The organism is Prevotella sp. KH2C16 (genome assembly GCF_900113305.1).
Taxonomy (GTDB): Bacteria; Bacteroidota; Bacteroidia; order Bacteroidales; family Bacteroidaceae; genus Prevotella.
The window spans coordinates 65,393-82,715 of record NZ_FOOW01000002.1 but is presented as its reverse complement, the minus strand read 5'-3'; the positions used below and the strand labels follow the sequence as shown (position 1 = coordinate 82,715).

General features: G+C 47.1%; 13 protein-coding genes. 3 read left to right on the top strand and 10 right to left on the bottom strand.

Annotated features, from left to right (window positions below):
• The first annotated feature begins 126 nt into the window (after nucleotides 1–126).
• Both BM114_RS01975 and BM114_RS01970 read left to right on the top strand, forming a co-directional pair.
• Nucleotides 127–1,011 carry a KPN_02809 family neutral zinc metallopeptidase gene (locus tag BM114_RS01975; RefSeq protein WP_092109850.1) on the top strand — a complete coding sequence of 295 codons (885 nt, stop codon included), beginning with the start codon at nucleotides 127–129 and terminating at the stop codon, nucleotides 1,009–1,011.
• 193 nt (nucleotides 1,012–1,204) lie between these two features.
• Nucleotides 1,205–1,657 carry a hypothetical protein gene (locus tag BM114_RS01970; protein WP_143089229.1) on the top strand — a complete coding sequence of 151 codons (453 nt, stop codon included), beginning with the start codon at nucleotides 1,205–1,207 and terminating at the stop codon, nucleotides 1,655–1,657.
• A gap of 127 nt (nucleotides 1,658–1,784) precedes the next feature.
• Here BM114_RS01970 and BM114_RS01965 read toward each other — a convergent pair whose 3' ends face one another.
• The 3 genes from BM114_RS01965 to BM114_RS01950 all read right to left on the bottom strand — a co-directional run bounded on the left by BM114_RS01965 (nucleotide 1,785) and on the right by BM114_RS01950 (nucleotide 4,691).
• Nucleotides 1,785–2,147, bottom strand: coding sequence for a hypothetical protein (locus tag BM114_RS01965; RefSeq protein WP_092109846.1), 363 nt, complete (start codon nucleotides 2,145–2,147; stop codon nucleotides 1,785–1,787).
• Nucleotides 2,148–2,989: 842 nt separating this feature from the next.
• Nucleotides 2,990–3,967 carry a Gfo/Idh/MocA family protein gene (locus BM114_RS01955; RefSeq protein WP_092109842.1) on the bottom strand — a complete coding sequence of 326 codons (978 nt, stop codon included), beginning with the start codon at nucleotides 3,965–3,967 and terminating at the stop codon, nucleotides 2,990–2,992.
• A 100-nt stretch (nucleotides 3,968–4,067) separates the two neighbouring features.
• On the bottom strand, nucleotides 4,068–4,691 hold the full coding sequence (locus BM114_RS01950) for a flavodoxin family protein (RefSeq protein WP_092109840.1): 624 nt from the start codon (nucleotides 4,689–4,691) through the stop codon (nucleotides 4,068–4,070).
• A gap of 211 nt (nucleotides 4,692–4,902) precedes the next feature.
• Between BM114_RS01950 and BM114_RS01945 the strand changes: the two genes are divergently transcribed.
• Complete coding sequence (locus BM114_RS01945) at nucleotides 4,903–5,277, top strand: desulfoferrodoxin (protein ID WP_092109838.1); 375 nt, start codon at nucleotides 4,903–4,905, stop codon at nucleotides 5,275–5,277.
• A 152-nt stretch (nucleotides 5,278–5,429) separates the two neighbouring features.
• Here BM114_RS01945 and BM114_RS01940 read toward each other — a convergent pair whose 3' ends face one another.
• The 7 genes from BM114_RS01940 to BM114_RS01910 form a co-directional block, all read right to left on the bottom strand.
• Entirely contained in the window at nucleotides 5,430–6,821 is a 1,392-nt protein-coding gene (locus BM114_RS01940) for a thioredoxin family protein (protein ID WP_092109836.1), read from the bottom strand.
• Nucleotides 6,821–7,885 carry a TlpA family protein disulfide reductase gene (locus tag BM114_RS01935; protein ID WP_177207021.1) on the bottom strand — a complete coding sequence of 355 codons (1,065 nt, stop codon included), beginning with the start codon at nucleotides 7,883–7,885 and terminating at the stop codon, nucleotides 6,821–6,823. Before BM114_RS01935 ends, BM114_RS01940 begins: the two co-directional genes overlap by 1 nt.
• Before the next feature lie 38 nt (nucleotides 7,886–7,923).
• On the bottom strand, nucleotides 7,924–9,138 hold the full coding sequence (locus BM114_RS01930; RefSeq protein WP_255406406.1) for a thioredoxin family protein: 1,215 nt from the start codon (nucleotides 9,136–9,138) through the stop codon (nucleotides 7,924–7,926).
• Between the two features lie 36 nt (nucleotides 9,139–9,174).
• Nucleotides 9,175–10,143 carry a hypothetical protein gene (locus tag BM114_RS01925; protein ID WP_143089228.1) on the bottom strand — a complete coding sequence of 323 codons (969 nt, stop codon included), beginning with the start codon at nucleotides 10,141–10,143 and terminating at the stop codon, nucleotides 9,175–9,177.
• 19 nt (nucleotides 10,144–10,162) lie between these two features.
• On the bottom strand, nucleotides 10,163–11,698 hold the full coding sequence (locus BM114_RS01920) for a RagB/SusD family nutrient uptake outer membrane protein (RefSeq protein ID WP_092109828.1): 1,536 nt from the start codon (nucleotides 11,696–11,698) through the stop codon (nucleotides 10,163–10,165).
• 15 nt (nucleotides 11,699–11,713) lie between these two features.
• Nucleotides 11,714–14,989 (bottom strand): SusC/RagA family TonB-linked outer membrane protein, encoded by a 3,276-nt coding sequence (locus tag BM114_RS01915; protein ID WP_092109826.1) that lies wholly within the window; start codon nucleotides 14,987–14,989, stop codon nucleotides 11,714–11,716.
• A gap of 745 nt (nucleotides 14,990–15,734) precedes the next feature.
• Nucleotides 15,735–17,306 carry an NAD(P)/FAD-dependent oxidoreductase gene (locus BM114_RS01910; protein WP_092110170.1) on the bottom strand — a complete coding sequence of 524 codons (1,572 nt, stop codon included), beginning with the start codon at nucleotides 17,304–17,306 and terminating at the stop codon, nucleotides 15,735–15,737.
• Nucleotides 17,307–17,323: the final 17 nt, after the last annotated feature.

Sequence of the window (17,323 nt, the reverse complement as noted above, 5' to 3'; positions counted from 1 at the left end):
AAGTCTCTATATATCATTTGCGCCCGTCATGAATACAAGTGACAAAATACAAAAAAACTCAATGCGAGTGTTGGGATTCCTAAAAATATTACTATATTTGCAACATAATTTCAAATCTACACAAACATGAGACTTAACGGAAGAAGACAAAGCGACAATGTAGAAGATCGCCGTGGCATGTCCACCGGCGCAAAGGCTGGTATCGGAGGCATTGGCGGCATCATCGTGGTTGCCTTGATAACCTTGATGTCGGGAGGAAGCCTCACCGATGTCATCGGCAATGTGGTACAACAGCAACTGCAGTCGCAGGTTCAGGAGCAACCGGGGAACGGCCAGACGGAGTTTTCCGAAGAAGAACTGCAATTCGCTGAGTTCTCCAAGACTGTGCTTGCCGGTACCGAGGATGTATGGACGGAGCAGTTTCAGAAACACGGATTGAAGTATGAATATCCCACCCTCGTGCTTTTTACCGGAGCCACGAGTACGGCCTGCGGCACAGGACAGTCAGCAATGGGACCGTTCTATTGCAGCGGCGACCAGAAGCTGTATGTGGATTTGAGTTTCTTCACAACCATGGGAAGCTCGCTCGGCGTTAAAACCGACGACAACACCTCGTTTGCCTATGCCTATGTGATAGCGCACGAAGTGGGGCATCATGTGGAGTATCTCCGAGGTATTCTGGCCAAGTGCCACCAAAAGATGAGCCGCCTCAACAAGGCCGAGGCCAACAAGCTCAGTGTCAAGCTGGAGCTCCTTGCCGACTATTATGCCGGATGCTGGGCTCACTACGACGACGCCCAGTATGGTAGTCTGGATGACAACGACCTTGAAGAAGCTATCGAATGTGCTCAGAAAATCGGCGACAATTACCTTCAGGAAAAAGCGCAGGGATACTCACAGCCGGAGACCTTTACCCACGGGACTTCCCAGCAGCGCATGTACTGGTTGAAGAAAGGCTATGAGACGGGCGACTGGAACACGACAACCTTTGAAGAGGGCGACCTGGATTAGAGAACCTATATTGCAAAACCTGCGGTATCTCATTTCGTTTCCCAATATTATTAAAGCAAAGATTTTGTACACGGAAATCTGTGCACAATGGTTGAATGTATAGTGCTTCCCGGCTATCTACTCCTTGAAAGTCTGGTTTCATTACCTCTCCAGACACAAAATATCAGGACAAACCATACAAACAAAACCTATCATGATCATTTCTTACATTTCCATTATCGTCATTGCATTAGTCGTGATTGCTTTGATTCTCTGCATTATCAGCATGAAAAGTAAGAAGAGAGGCGGAGAACCCGTGAGTCCTATGGCAACGGTCTACGAAACCGACGATGAGTATATCCAAAAGATGACGGCACTGTATGGCGAGCCGAAGAATGTGATAACCTCCACCAGCCTGACCAGTCCGACACGCTCCCGGCCACTGCTCTTCTACCCCGATGAGCTTGTCATTGACGGGACAAAGATTCCCAAGGCGAGCGTCAAGGACATTACATTCAACAACAGCGCCAATCCTTACATGGTGAATGACTACCAGATCGTGCTCACGACGACACTCCCAGAACAGGAACTATTCCACATCACCGTAGGGAACGATCTCGACCGGGCCAAGGACATTATGCAATTCATGAGAAACAGCCTACTATAAACCATTTTAGCAGTCGTTGTGCGAAAAAGGGAAAAAATAGTAGGGGTCTGTGCGTTTCCTACTCCCCCGCATACCAAAAGGTCCAGATCTATAGATCCGGACCTTGGAAAAATATATAGACGAGCGGCTATTTAGCCATGCTCAGCAAGACCGTTGCCAGTACTGCACCCGTGGCAGCCGCTGCAATAACGCGCCCGTCAGAACGGTATACATAATGGCGAGGAGGTGGTGGAGGCACCGGAGTCCGCTCCACAATAATCACCTGACGGGATGCCGAGCGCATTGGCATCGGACGCGGAGGAGGAGGCGGAGCCATGCGGTACATCCTTCTGCCATGGTGGCGATCCATCTTATGCCATCTGTTCCCCTTTACCCGGAATTCCTTCCTGAACTTTTTGTCCCTGTTGTCATGGCGATAAAAGCCCTGGGCATTCATACTCATCGTACCGAACATCATCATTGCTACGATAGCTATAATCATCTTTTTCATAATCGTAATATTTAATTGTTCGACATTGGGTTACTGATCACTTCTGATATCGCAAAGATAGGACTAAATTCCGATAACAAAAATTTGTTTTCCCTAATTCGAAGAGGAAAACTCCTAAAACTGCAAGGAAAATCCCCCTACTGCCCCAAACATGCAAAAAAATAATAGAAAAGAAAACAGCCTTCCCAAACAGACCGACAGTAATCTGTATCGTGCGCTATAAAGGAAGGCAGTTAGTGTTGCCCATCCACAGGATAGACTACGCCCCACTCCTTTCTGAACTCGTTCATCTGCTACATGATTTGATGTCTCGGTGTACCACACGCTGATGACAAGGCTGAGTTCAACAAGCGCAGCGTGAAACTTAAGATCCTCGTCGACTATTATGCCGGATGCCGGGTTCGCTACGACAACGCACAGTGCGGTAGCCTGGATAACAACGACCTTCAAGAAACCGATTTGGATCAAACTATTTAAGAAACATGACTAACATGTTTTCAAACTATTCCCCATAATATATTGGGATATATCTATGGACTGTAGAAAATTTGAGACATCATAAAGAAACCTGTCTCGAATTACAATTATCACGACAGGTATGCCCGACAATGACTTTATTCACATCACCATAGGAAACGATATTGACCTAACCAAAAAGTTCATGCAGCTCATCCGGGAACTTTACCGCAAATAACAGGTAGCCTGTTAGCATCATACCAAAAGAAGGAAAGTGTTTCTGCACTTTCCTTCTTTTATTCATGGGATGGGCTTCCTGCCCCATATTGAAGTCGACGGAATGCAGGAGAGGCCATACTCTTATATAATAATAGGGATACGGCGGCTCACTCCTCGTCCATCGGATATCTGACTCCCCACTCTTTTCTGAGGGCATCCATCTGCCTCATAACGCTGACCGTCTCCTTGTGCGGCATCAAGGGAGATTCCAACAAGCCAGCTTCTATGCACCGCTTGCACTCCAAGACCTCATATTCATAACCGGTTATAATATCTTCCGGACAGTAGTATTGTGCATGTAGCACATAGTCTCGGTATACCTCCACGAGCCTCGGACAGTTTATGCTATCCACCCGGATATAGCCTTCAGTTCCGCTGATAATCCCCTGACGGTCGCTCTGGCACAAAGCGCCTGCCAAAAGGTTTGCCATCTTATTTCCCGAATAAACGAGCGAGATGCTTTCCTGCATATCCATTCCCGTTGCTCCCAGAATACAGTTGCTCACCGTCTTCTGGACATTGTTGCCGAAATACATCCTTGCAAAGTTAATCGCATAGACTCCCAGGTCAAGCAATGCGCCGCCACAAAGTTCGGGGCGAACGATACGCGCTACATCCTCCACCCGGTAGCAAAGGTTCGCAGTAAGCAGATGAGGCTCACCTATGATACCGCTATCTACTATCTCCTTGATTTTGAGGGACAAGGGCATATAGCGCGTCCAGATTGCCTCCGTGATGAAAACACCTTTCTCCCGGGCAACGGTCAGGAGCCTTTCCGCCTGATGGGCATTGGCCGTGAAGGCCTTCTCTACCAAGACCGGCTTACTGGCATTCACCGTAAGCAGGGCCTGATCATAGTGATGGGAATGGGGAGTAGCGATATAAACGAGGTCTATATCCGCATCATCCACCAATTCCTCATAGCTGCCATAGGCCTTCTTCACATTGCATTCGTCAGCAAAGGCCTTTGCCTTCTCCAATGAGCGCGACGCAATGGCACCGACTTCCATGTCATTTACTGCGGCTAATGTCTTAGCCATCTTCCGTGCGATTTTCCCCGCACCTATAATTCCAACCTTAAACATAGCTCTATTTTTTACTCCTGAATTATAAAAAAATACTCGTTGACAATCCACGGTGCCACATTCCCGGCTCGTTCCTGCCGCACTATGGTTCTGAAAAGGCCTACCGGATGAAGTGCATAGGTTGTGCAGCCTCCGTAGCCGGCTTGTCGGCAACCCCGTCGGCATGAAGCTTCTTCAGCATCCAGGCCATGTTCCGCGCGAGCTGTCTCATGGTCTGCATTCCTTCCAAATCTTGCAATGTCTCGCCCTGCAGACGCCCATAGGCTATATTCCAATACTGCGAAGTAGCGATGGGCATATTCATCATCTGAAACGCCATGTTCATTGTCTGGAAAGCAGCGGTAGCCCCGCCGCGACGGCAAATGGCAACATTGGCCACCGGTTTGAACTCGAAGGCGGCTCCGTTGGAATACAGCAGGCGTTGCAAGACGGCAAGAAGAGCTCCGTTAGGCTGCCCGAAATAGACTGGCGAACCAAAGACAAAGGCATCCGCAGCCTCCACCTTTTCCGATATGCGATTACAGATATCATCGTCAAACACGCACCGCCCGTTACCTTTTTCCTTGCAGGAGCCGCAAGCTATGCACCCGCGCACAGGCCTTTTGCCTATCTCCACGATTTCAGTCTCTATCTCCTCTGCCTCGAGTGTCTTTGCAATCTCGCTCAAAGCAACGAATGTATTGCCCTGCGTGATTGCGCTTCCGTTTACCAATAAAACCTTCATAACCCTATTCTTAATATTCCTGTATAATGCGCTATAAATCCAACATGGAATCCGTTTGCCCTCGCCCGTGGTTCAGGTAGTGGCAAATATAGGAATAAATCTCGACAATTAGCCGATAAAGACACAGTTTTCTCCTCATAATTTATGTTAAAAGAGCACGATTATTAAAAATAATCCATATTTTTGCATTATACATTTAAACATTAACAGTATGACTAAGAGAAACGAGATTTACAAGTGCAAAGATTGTAACTGCATGGTAGAAGTGGTCATTGAGGGTGGCTGCACGCCTGAATGCTGCGGAGAGCCGATGCTGCTCCTGAAGGAAAATGACACCGATGGAGCCAAGGAAAAGCATGTCCCCGTCGTGGAGAAGACCGCCGACGGGTATCGTGTTACGGTGGGCGAAGTAGAGCATCCCATGACCGAAGCTCACTATATCCAGTGGATAGAGCTGGTTACCGAGGACGGTGTGCTCCGCAAGCACCTCACCCCGAGCGACAAGCCCGTGGCTGAATTCAAGACCGACGCCAAGGAGGTGTATGCCCGCGAGTATTGCAATCTCCACGGATTGTGGCGCTCCTAATTTGCAGGATGAAAACAAAATAAGGCAGAGCATTTCACTCTGCCTTATTTATTATAAGATATGAATCTGCCTTTATAAAGTATCTTCCTACCTATGCATACACACAGGGAGAGATTATCAACAAGTATAAAACCTAATGGACACGATAAGAATCAAAGTTTCTTCAATTTTTCCAGCACTTTATTCAACTGCTTATCCTCATCTCCCGTTAACTTGAGATAGTTCACTAAATCCTGCAACATAAGCTTCGCTTCAGCCGTCTGCCCTAATTCCAGGAGCTTATCAGCGATGGGCAAAGCCAGATCTGCATTACGCCAAGTAGCGTAAAGATGTTTCAACCAGGCTACTGCAGTATGTTTCTGGGCTGCATCCAGTTCCCTATTACCCCAATAATAATCCCAAGAACTGAATAGGGAGCCAGCCTCCAACTGGGCACTCACCGATGTCAGCAATTTCAGGAAACCATAACTTTGGTCTTGTGAATTCTTTTCCTCCTTGCTTATTGATGCGTCATTCATAAAATCATAGTGTGCTTGTGCCTCTGCGTTAGAGCGCAAAAGGAGTGAATCAGTAGGCGACTCGCGCATTATCTTTGCCATATAATCAGCGTAGTCGTGGCGAAATTCGGAGACATAGTTGTTTTTCCGGAGGAAAGTGAGCCGTATAAGTTCTTTAGGTGTATAGGATATACCGCCCCCCATGGATGCCAGCATACCGTTGTTCCGATTAGAAACATCGATTGCGTCAAGCCTTTCCTTGGAGGCAAACAGATGATCGAACTGTTGGCGACGATTGTTATCGATTGCATCATTAAGATAAGTGCTCAATGTAGCCATCACCGTATTGTCGAACTTGACGAAAGCTTTTTTGTCTCCAGCAGCCTTCATTGCCTCCACGAGTCTTACCAGTCTGTCAACAAGTTCCTTGTCATAAATGGTGGAACTCTTTAGCCATTCGGCATACTCGACATTGCCCAGTTCCTCATCGCTAAACTGCTGCAGGAGCTCGTTGAGTGGCTGCCCCCCCTTCTGTCCGAAATCTTTTCGCTTGCCACAATAGGCCATCAGAAAGTTTTTATCACGATTTCCAGCCTGATATTCTTTATCCATTTTCTCCAGGTCTGGTAGCAGCATAGCATTTTTGACTGCCTGTTGACCTTGCTTTAGCAACTGCTTTACGGTCTGAAAGCCCAAGAAAGTATGTACGAGTTTGCCATTGGGAAGAACGAAGAGACAGGTAGGATAGGCCGTTACCTTATACTGTCGGGCTATGGAAATGCCTTCGCCCTTCTCTGCGTCGATCTGATAATTCACGAAATGCACATTGAAATAGTCGCCTATTTCCTTCTGGGTAAAAGTCTCCTTTGCCATTTTCTTACAAGGCATACACCAGCTGGTATATACATCGATGAAAACCGGTTTCCCGGTAGACTTGGCCTCCGCCATCACATCATTCCAGCTCCCCTTAAAGAACTGGATGCCCTGTGCGCCAGCCAACTGCACACTCAGGGCACATATCATACAAATAAATAGAATTCGTTTCATTATTTACATAGTTTAGATACTTCTTTTTCGAGAGCCTCGCCACGGGCATTATCAGTAATAATCAGCCCATTTTCGTCAAGCAAGACCATGGCTGGTACAGCAGAGACATTATAAAGTTTGGCTACTGGACACTTCCAGCCTTTGAGGGAAGACAACTGAAGCCAAGGCAGCTGATACTTCTTTATAGCCCCCACCCACTTGTCTTTATTGTCGTCGAGGGATATCGAGATAACCTCAAATCCCTTGGTATGATATTTGGCATAAACTTCTTTTATATTGGGAAGTTCCCTGATACATGGACCACACCACGATGCCCAGAAGTCAATCAATACACATTTGCCTTTTACTGAAGCCAGAGAGACTTCTGTGCCATCAGGTGTGGGCAGACTGAAAGCAGGTGCTTTTGCCCCCGCCAGCGTGGTTTTCTGCTTCTTTAATGTAGCTTGTAGCTCCTTCCCTATAGATGAACTTCTCACACGAGGGCTCAATGAGTCATAGAGACTTTGGACTTCCGGATAGGGAAGCTCCTTACTCAAATAATTATTGATAATCATGCCTGCCACATAACTATCCTTACAATGGGTTACGATGCTGTCGAAAACGGCCTTTTTCATCTTCGTGGCATTCACATATAGCTGCACCAAAGTATCCTTTTCAGAAATCTGCCCTTCCTTTTGGGAAAATGAGATTGCCAACATCGTCATCATTTCCTGAGAAAGCACATTGTTCATTTTGGTGAGCAGGTCCTGATCTTCATCTCCTGAGACCTGTAACCTCGGCAACTTTACCTTTTTGTCTCCGAGCTCTCTCATCTCCTCGGAATACTGTAGGAATATAGGATTCTCATCAAGAAAGATAATTCTTCTGGCTTTCCCGACACTAACAAAAGCAGGACCCACCTTGTATAAAGATTTCCGTAACAGGAACCTGCCTTCCCGTACAACAGACGAATCCAACGGTGTTTTTTTCTCATCCGTCAGGCTCACTTTCATCCCGTCAAATCCTTTGGCCACACCTTCGATGTGATATAGCCCCTGTGCGGCCATGGACAAGGGAAAAAGCATACACATTATAATTAACACATTCTTTATCATTTTCATCTTCATCCTTTCTTGAAAAACGCCTCGACAGCCTTTCGGGCTTTCTCATCTTCTTGTTGATAACGCTCCATCTGCTCCTTAGCCACTTTTTTGTTGCCAAGCCTTTCGTTTATTTCTGCCATTGTCTTATACATTCCAAATGCGAAATTGTCTTCCTTGGATGTATTCATAAACTGCTCCAATATGGTAAGATACCCTTTAAGAACATTTTTATTATTTGTCCTGGATACCATATAGCGAATGTATTTTTCTACGCTCAGGGAATAGAAGCCGCTGATTTGAGCATTCATGGCAATAAGGATTGCATCCCAGGCTTCATCCAACCGATTTTGCAATAACATCCTATGGACATAAAGGCGCATGCGATAGTCGTTGATTCCAGGCAACGAGGCTCGGGACATAAAGCCAATTATCTTTTCGGCTTTTGCCGTATCGGTAGACAACGGCAGGAACATTCCTCGTGTCTCGTCATACTTGATATCAAAAATACTCTTAAGTTCACGGGTACAGCTAATCTCCAACTGCCAGGAAATCTGATAACGATCGCGTTTAAGCTTGTAGCCGTAACGCGCTATATTATTGACCAGATACTCAAAAGCAGGACTGTCCACATCGGTTACATAAGAGCCGAAAGCATTCCAAACTTCCTCCTTGTCAAGTTCTTTGGGATGATGATTACTTAAAAATTCCCGGGCAACATGCGCTGCACTATCCTTGAGAAATGCTCCTTTCAGACTCGCCATATACTCACAGAGGAACTTGAAATCACGGTTCCCTGCACGATACTCCTTGGTAAGTGTGAAGAGATCTCGCCCCTGAAGTGCCTTCTTGGCCCCGGCTATCAGTTCGTCTGCCTCATGGAAGCCTGCCATTTGCTGCACCACCTTACCAGTCTTGTCAATAAAGAGCAATGTTGGATATCCAATGATATTCTTCCCATATTTTTCTTTGAGCATTTTTCCGTCTCCCTTCTCCATATCGTAGCGAACATTAACGAAATTGCTGTTGAAGAATTCACCAACGGCTTGCTGTGGGAAGATTTCCTTTGCAAGCGCTTTACACGGTCCACACCATGTGGTATAACAATCCATGAATATCAACTTATTCTGTTCGGATGCAAGTTTTAATATACTGCTCCATGACTCATTATCATGAAATATGATACCTTGAAAAGGTTGTGCCTGTATAACGGAGAAGTAGCACAATGCAAACAGCATCCCCATCCATTTCATTCCATTCATCATTCTTTGTTATTACTCTGTATAAGCAAAGTCCTCCATAGAGACCTTGTCATCCGGGAACATGGCATTCTGGACTCCTATAAGATCTTGATTATTCGCCTTTTGGAAGAATTCAATAAATAGGGTTGCCCTCTTGGCTATCCTCCAATAGAACTGCGTATATTTCCGGATATAGCTACCAGGGTTCTTCGTAATAAAAGTCAGATAATCCGTATAGTCTTGAGCGGGGGTTGGAACTTTGACTTTCGTCATTGTATATCCCTTTATATATCCGCATACATTAGCCTGATGATTCTTGTCTGCCCAGTCTGGTTTATTTGCAAACTCTGCTGTTATGGAATTATCTACCGGTATGGTAACCAGACTGAACTTACATTCCACACGACTATTGACAAATTTTTCCGGCTTTACAGGAAGATTATCATAGAAAAAACTTCCGAAAACATTCCCTAATTCCGTCTCATAAGTTGAATTAGAGAATACTCTCCCATTCTTTTGCTGGTAGCCAATCATAAACGCATCTTGATCATTACCTAAAGCCGAAACCCACGAAGAGGACAGCGTTGACTTGACATTAGAGGTATTGCGCAGGACTTTTACGAGAAACACCTTATAAGGAAGGTTGCTCTTTAGAAAATCTTCGTCGTAAAGACTAAGGAAATTCTTTTCTATAAGGGATAGAAGATTTGCCAACGCCTCCATATCTTCTTTGTTTGCCGTGTCAAACTTGATATAGGCATTCTTGAACTTTCCAGCCCATTGCCAAGAGAAATCAACATCCCTGAAATCATACAAAAAGGCTGTCCCATACTTTTGATACCATTCATAAATCTTGGCATCCGCATCGGACTTAGCTGCATTGGCTTTCAACAATTCCGCATATTCTGGAGTCGTGTCTATTGCAGGAACTATGTCATCCTCGGAACAAGAAGACAAAAACATAAAAATCCCTATCAAACTGAAATATATTATCTTTTTCATATCCTAATCCTTTTTATTATTATTGAGACTCTATTGCCCTCCTGTTCATACGCTCCACAACCTGATTATAGCCAAGTTCACTTTGAGGCAATTCCAAGGTATAGTTCTGATCGCCTTGTTCCAGCACATAGGTTTCCGGGGCAGAGTTCTTTGACGCATAGAACTTATGCTCTATGCGGGGCATACCATAGCGCCTGAGATCATCCCAGCGATGTGTCTCCTCGAAACAGAGTTCCCTACGACGCTCGTCCCTTACATATTTCAGCAGAACATCCTTGGATGCAAAGCCGCTAACGCTCAATTCCTCATAGGTGTCTGCAGTAAATCTCTTTTTATGCAAGAGATTTATCAAGTCAACGGCGAGGTCCAGTTTCCCTATCTGTACATAAGCTTCCGCCATGCTTAACAATACTTCCGATGTACGCAAGGCCTGAGAGTACTCACTCATGGCATAATGCTTGTAAGGCAGATGCCGGTAGGCTTCATATACATTATAGTAATCAAACTCCGAATCATACTCTATATTGTCTTGACAGAAAAAAGCATAAATGCGGTTGTCCCCTTCCTGATAGCTGTTTATCAGGTCGCCCTCTTCCGTTTGGGAAGGTGCGTATGCCGCACCATTGATGAAAACGAGATTATCCATATAGGCCTGGCGCGTAAACGCCCTGCCCCCAAACATAAACAACACTTCTGGATTCTTAGCTTTCAGGAACACATATTCTTTCTCATGCCTCATATCTTCCTTCTTCAAGGTAGAAATGTCATAAAGGTTAAAGTCGTCTTCTGAAAATGCATTGCCGTATTTTATGACATCGTCCCAGTTCCGAGTATACAAAGCCACACGACATTTCAACAAGTCTACCGCCTTTTCATTCATAAGATAGACATTCGTTGATTTCTTGGCTTTCTTAAACCGGATTGAAGCATTATCCAAATCAGCAATAATCTGAGCATAAACCTGAGCCACCGTCGATCGTTGTGGCTGATCTCTCACCATCTCGCTCTTAAGGCGTATGATAACGCCCATGTCCTTGTCCGCTGTAGCAGGATTATAAGGTAACCCATACCAATTGACAAGATAAAGATAGTTCATGGCTCGCAAGGCATAAGCTTGGGCCACACAGGAATTGACCTCCATGCTGTCGCCCTCCATTGTGTTGGCATTCTCGATAATAATGTTGCATGCCATGATATTCTTATAACGGTTCTGGTAGGCATTACCGTATGAGGTATCATAATACTCTATGTCTTGTGCCCATGTAAAAGCACCACGCCCTACAGGCAGAAAGACATTGTCGTCGCCATCAGACTGCGTACTGTTAGGATTAGCTGAGGGCGAAACTTCGGCATCGTCGGTCATCAAGTCCATCCACTCTACATCCGCTGTAAGCGTGTTGGGATATCCATCCCCCAGCAAAACGGATTCAAACTCATCAACCTTCTTAGGAATCAGCAAATCGTCCGAGCTCTCCTTCAGATAGTCATTACACGATGTCAGTATACCTGCCAAAAGCATGATTCCTACGGAAGATAACAAATTATATTTTTTCATAATCCTCTTTTTAATTTAGAATAAAACATTAACTCCAAAGTTGAAACTCGGCATCAAAGGCATGTTGGCATAAACCGACTCGGGATCCATGCCTCCCCACTTCTTCGATTTCCACACTTTCAAGTTGCTGGCTGTAGCCCGTAAAGTAAGGCTTTTGATATGCAGTGGCACCAGGATTTTTTTCGGAAGTCTATAACTGAGCATGATATTCCTTAGGCGGAGGAAATCGCTACTTGCCACGCGAATATCACAGTAGTCATACATCCTTACCATTCTCACATCCACATCCCTTCCTGTATCATAGAGACCTTTCAGCTCCTCGGGGAAGTCGTCTGCGATCCTCGTGTCATACAGGGCCGGAATGGTCGTATAGCGCTCATCGCCTTGCTGCTTCCATCTGTTGGAGAAAGCCGACGGAACATTCTGCGTGGGATCGAATGCCTTGCTCACATTGTTGTAGATTTCCGGAAGACGCCTCTTGCCCCCCATCTGGTAAGAGAAGCCAATACTCAAAGTCAGGTTTTTCTTGTAAGTAAAACGAGTATCGAAACCACCGAACACATGGGGATAGATACTGCCCGAAGCAACCAAGTCCATTACCTCAAAGTCTCCTTCATGCACTTTGCGGCCATCTTTCGTATAGAACAAAGGATAACCGTTTTCGGCAGAAAGTCCTGCAAAACGGAATGAATAGAATGTGCCCAAAGGCTGACCGATGGTGGCTACATTGCCTTGCAGCATATGTTCATAGGTTTCCTTGGCAGACAAACTGGCATTATAGGCATACTTTATCTCATTGATATTATGGGTGGCATTACAAGATATATTCCATTCTAAGTTTTTGCCGCGAAGCACATCTACGCTAACCACTTCCTCAAATCCCTTATTGAAGGCCTCGCCGGCATTCATAAACATATACAGCTGCCCCGTCGAAGGAGACACCTGCAAGTCGGTGATAAGGTCGGAAGTGTGCTTTTGGTAATAGTCCAGCGTCAGGGATAGCCGATGATCAAAGAACGATGCGTCAAGGCCCAGATTATAGGAGCGGGTCTTCTCCCAGCGCAAGTCAGGGTTTGGCAACCGATAGACGGATCCCGGACGCAAACCCGTAATATCGTCGATTCTATCCAACTGTACCAATAGATAGGGTGTAGAGTCGTCGTGAATATTCCCTTGCAGCCCATAAGAAGCCCTCAGCGACAGATTATTCACGAAACTCACTTTCTTCATGAACTTTTCACTGGAGATGAACCACTTTCCGGCCAACGACCATGTCGGCAGCCAGCGATACTTCGGATTACTACCGAACTTATTGGCTCCGTCAGAGCGTATGTTGGCATTCAGCACATAGCGGTTGTCATAAGTGTAGCTGGCTGTGGCAAAATAAGAAGCCACCTGCGTCGTTTTCTCCGTAATCGAGGGTTCAAACATCCCGCCTTCAAGCAAAGTCTTATAGCGAGTGGTATAAGCCGGAGAGACGGATTGCCCGTAAGTAGGGTCCCAACCATAAAGCAACTGTGAGAAACCACTATACTTCTCGGAGCGAATTTCTATACCTCCGAAGAGATTCACCTCATGCCTGTCCGATAGAACCTGCTTATACTCCAGCGAGTTGCGCCATGAGTAAGACCGCCCGGAAGTGTCAGAAAACCTGTAAGTTCCTCCTATTGGCAATGCAGAAGCTTCAAACTGGGTAGAGCCCCGCTCGTAAACACCATAGTTATAGCCCCTTATGGCTCCCACTTCATAAGAGTGATCGGTAGCCCAGGTGCGCGTGCGGGTATTACTCCAATAGTAAGAAAGGATAGAAGAGAACTTGAGTCCGTCCAGGATAAAAGCATTCAAGTTGAAGACTCCACCCATTTTTCGCACATTGGCTTTCATGCCCGTGGTGTTAAGTTCATTAAGCACATTAAAGTTGACATCATTCGACAATATGCTCCGCGAATAGTAATAAAGCTCGCCATCATTATAGGCAGGGATGGCCCTTGAGGTATTAAACGCATAAGAGAAGGGATTCACGGAGGAGTATCCGTGATTATTCTGGTTGCTCATGTCAAGCTTTACTTCTGCATTGAATATTCGATTAATTCTCACGAATATCCTGCCCAAAGCCGTGAACCGGTCGCTCTTGGAACCCTTGGCGATACCCGGGCTGTCGTTATAGTTCAGAGAGGTATAGTATCTCACCTTGTTCGTACCTCCATTAAGCGATACACCATGACTCTGACTTACTGTCTCACGGAACAGAAGCTTGAACCAGTCCGTGTTCATGGTCTCATAGTTACGCACCAACGAGGCAAACTCATCGGCCGAGATCTTCTTGCTGATATAGCTCTGCAAGGCTCCCTCATAGCTTTCTCCCGTAGGAACCCGGGGATATTGGAGACGGGCATCGTAGATGTCCTTCGACAACTGCACTCGCTCCTGCGAATTCATGCGGTCGAACAGGCCGTAGGTAGGACGGGTATTCAGGTTCAAGTTCATGTCATAGGTTATCTCCGGAGCCGTAACCCTGCCCTTTTTCGTCGTTACGACGATAACCCCGTTGGCTGCCTTCACGCCGTAGATGGCCGTGGCGGAGGCATCCTTCAGCACGCTGATAGACTCTATATCCTGCGGACTGAGGCCAGAGATACTGTTACCTATCAGATAGGAGGCGTCAGGGCTATTCAGGTCAGAAGCCGAGAAAGGAACCGACTCCGACATGATGACACCATCCACCACCCACACGGGAGCCTTGTTTCCATTTATCGTAGAATTACCACGAATACGGATGACTGGCGTGCTGCTCGGCTCGCCGGACTGAATCATGACATCCATGCCGGCAATCCTTCCCTGCAGCATCTGGTCTATATTCATTGCACTCGGGTTATAGACATCCGCCATCTTCACCGTCGAGATGGCAGCTGCCGACTCTCGGCGGCTCATCGTCTGATAGCCAGTTACCACCACTTCATCCAGTTTTTCGGCATCGTCTTCCATCATAATGGTCGCAAAGAAGCCTGACCGCAGGGCTCTCGTAACACTTTTCATGCCCAGATAGGAAAACACGAAGGTACGCGACTCCTGCCCCTTGTCATCGTAGCGGAATTCTCCGTCGGCATTCGTAATCACACCCGTCTTTCCTCCATCAGGCCTCACGGTAACGCCAATCATAGGATTACCCTGCTGGTCGACCACCTTTCCGGAGAAGGTTCCCCTGACTTGAGCTTGCAATAAAAGACTTGACGACAAGAACCAGAGCATAAACAATATACTCTTTAATCCCTTTCCTTTTGTTTTTTTCATGCTATAACTTTCTTAAAAATAATAAATCGACTCTTTAGCAACCGCTATATCTGACAAGATTGACATCTGTTTTCTCATACGGCGAACACCAGAAATCATATAAAAACTTGAAAGCACAAAAATAATTAATTATATGCAAAACAACAAAAAATAACAGAAAGAAAAACAAGTACATGCTCGTTTTAACATAAATTAGGAATAATTTGTGTTAAAACTTGTAATTTTAGCAACCGTATTGCCCCCTTTTCAGAAAAACAGTTACCGATACCCACACTTGCCAACACCATAACAAAGGTAAAGATAAGGCATAAACAGAAACTCTCCCCGCGGCTGTCGGAGTTGACAGTAAACAGAATTCCAATTGTATAATGACAATATTCCGGCAAAGCCCCAGAAGGTTTTCCGACAACGGGCATGCACCGCTTCGGAATTGGAAGTACGACTCTTGCAATGCGGAAACCACCATCCGGCAGGAGAAAAAAGACTTCGAGATGATATAGAAGCAGTACTCCACATTAGTTTCAATGACTGAAACAAAGAGTTTCAACAGCTGAAACACCGTGTTTCAATGACTGAAGCAACATGTTTCAGCGGCTGAAACTAATCCTGAAGACGACCTCCACGAGGGTCGCATGCCATTTATATGGAGGTTGCAAGCCGCCCATAAAGCCGCTACAGGCTACATCCTGACACGCCGAAAAGCAGTCTTCCTCGTCTCCCCAACCGCCAGGAACAAGAACGGAGACTATTTGCGCCCGAGATATTCGGCACACATTTCGGCACAACGCTCGCCGTCAATGCCTGCCGAAACGATGCCTCCGGCATATCCGGCACCCTCGCCACACGGGAAAAGGCCTTCGAGACGCACATGCTGAAGCGTCTCCCTGTCGCGCAGGATGCGCACGGGCGAGCTCGTGCGAGTTTCCACGGCGATGAGCGCAGCCTCGTTGGTGAGGAAACCGCGGGCATGTCTGCCGAAGGTCTTGAATCCCTCCTGCAGTCGGCTTATTATCTGTTTGGGCAACCAGAAGTGGAGCGGCGACGAGATAAGACCCGGTGCGTAGCTCGACTCCGGGAGGTCATAGGAGAGGCGGTTGTTCACAAAATCGGCCATCCGCTGCGCCGGCGCGGTCTGCCGCATGTTGCCCTGCTGCCAGCAGTCGTGTTCCAACCGTTCTTGAAAGTGCATCACCTTCAGCACATCGTCGTCCGGTCCGACATCCTCAGGACGCACTTCCACCACCATGCCCGAGTTGCTCCACTTGGTGCCGCGGTTGGCTGGGCTCATGCCGTTGACCACTATCTGGCCCGCTCCCGTGGCTGCCGGGATGACAAAACCTCCCGGACACATGCAGAAACTATAGACCCCGCGACCGTCAACCTGGGCTACGAAGCTGTATTCCGCTGCCGGAAGATACTTGCCGCGACCCTCCCTGCTATGGTATTGAATCTGGTCTATGAGCTGTGCGGGGTGCTCCAGGCGCACGCCCACGGCGATGCCTTTCGACTCGATCTCTATTTTCGAGTCGGCCAGATACTGATAGATGTCGCGGGCACTATGGCCGGTAGCGAGGATGACGGGCCCTCGGAAGGTGAGCTGCTGCCCGTCGGAAAGACGCACGGCCTCAACACCCACCACCTTATCTGCCTCCAGCAAGAGGCTCGTCATCTTGGTCTGGAAGTGCACCTCGCCCCCGCTCTTCAGGATGGTATTGCGCATGTTCTCAATGACACGCGGCAGTTTGTCGGTGCCGATGTGCGGGTGGGCGTCGGCAAGGATGGCCGTCGGGGCTCCGTGCTGGCAGAACACATTCAATATTTTGGCCACCGAGCCGCGCTTCTTGCTGCGTGTATAAAGCTTCCCGTCGGAATAAGCTCCGGCTCCTCCCTCTCCGAAACAGTAGTTGGAGTTGCCGTCCACCTTGTGGGTCTTCGTGATGAGGGCGAGGTCTTTCTTGCGTTCATGCACATCCTTGCCCCGTTCAATGACCACGGGGCAATAGCCCAACTCAATCAATCGCAGCGAGGCGAAGAGCCCCCCGGGACCCTCGCCCACCACAACCACCCTCGGGCGGTCGCCCACGAAGGGATACTCGGTTTTCTCATAAGGCTCGTCCTGGGGAAATTCATTGATGTAGACACGCACCTTCAGATTTTCATAGATGGTGCGCTGGCGGGCATCGACGGAGCGTTTCAGCACGCGCACATGATTGATGGTACGCACATCGAGCCCCTTGTCGTCGGCAATGAAACGGGCAATGACCTCTTCGCTGAAAGCCTGTTCTGGCAACAGGCGGAGTTGATATTCTTGAATCATACTGCAAAAGTACGAAA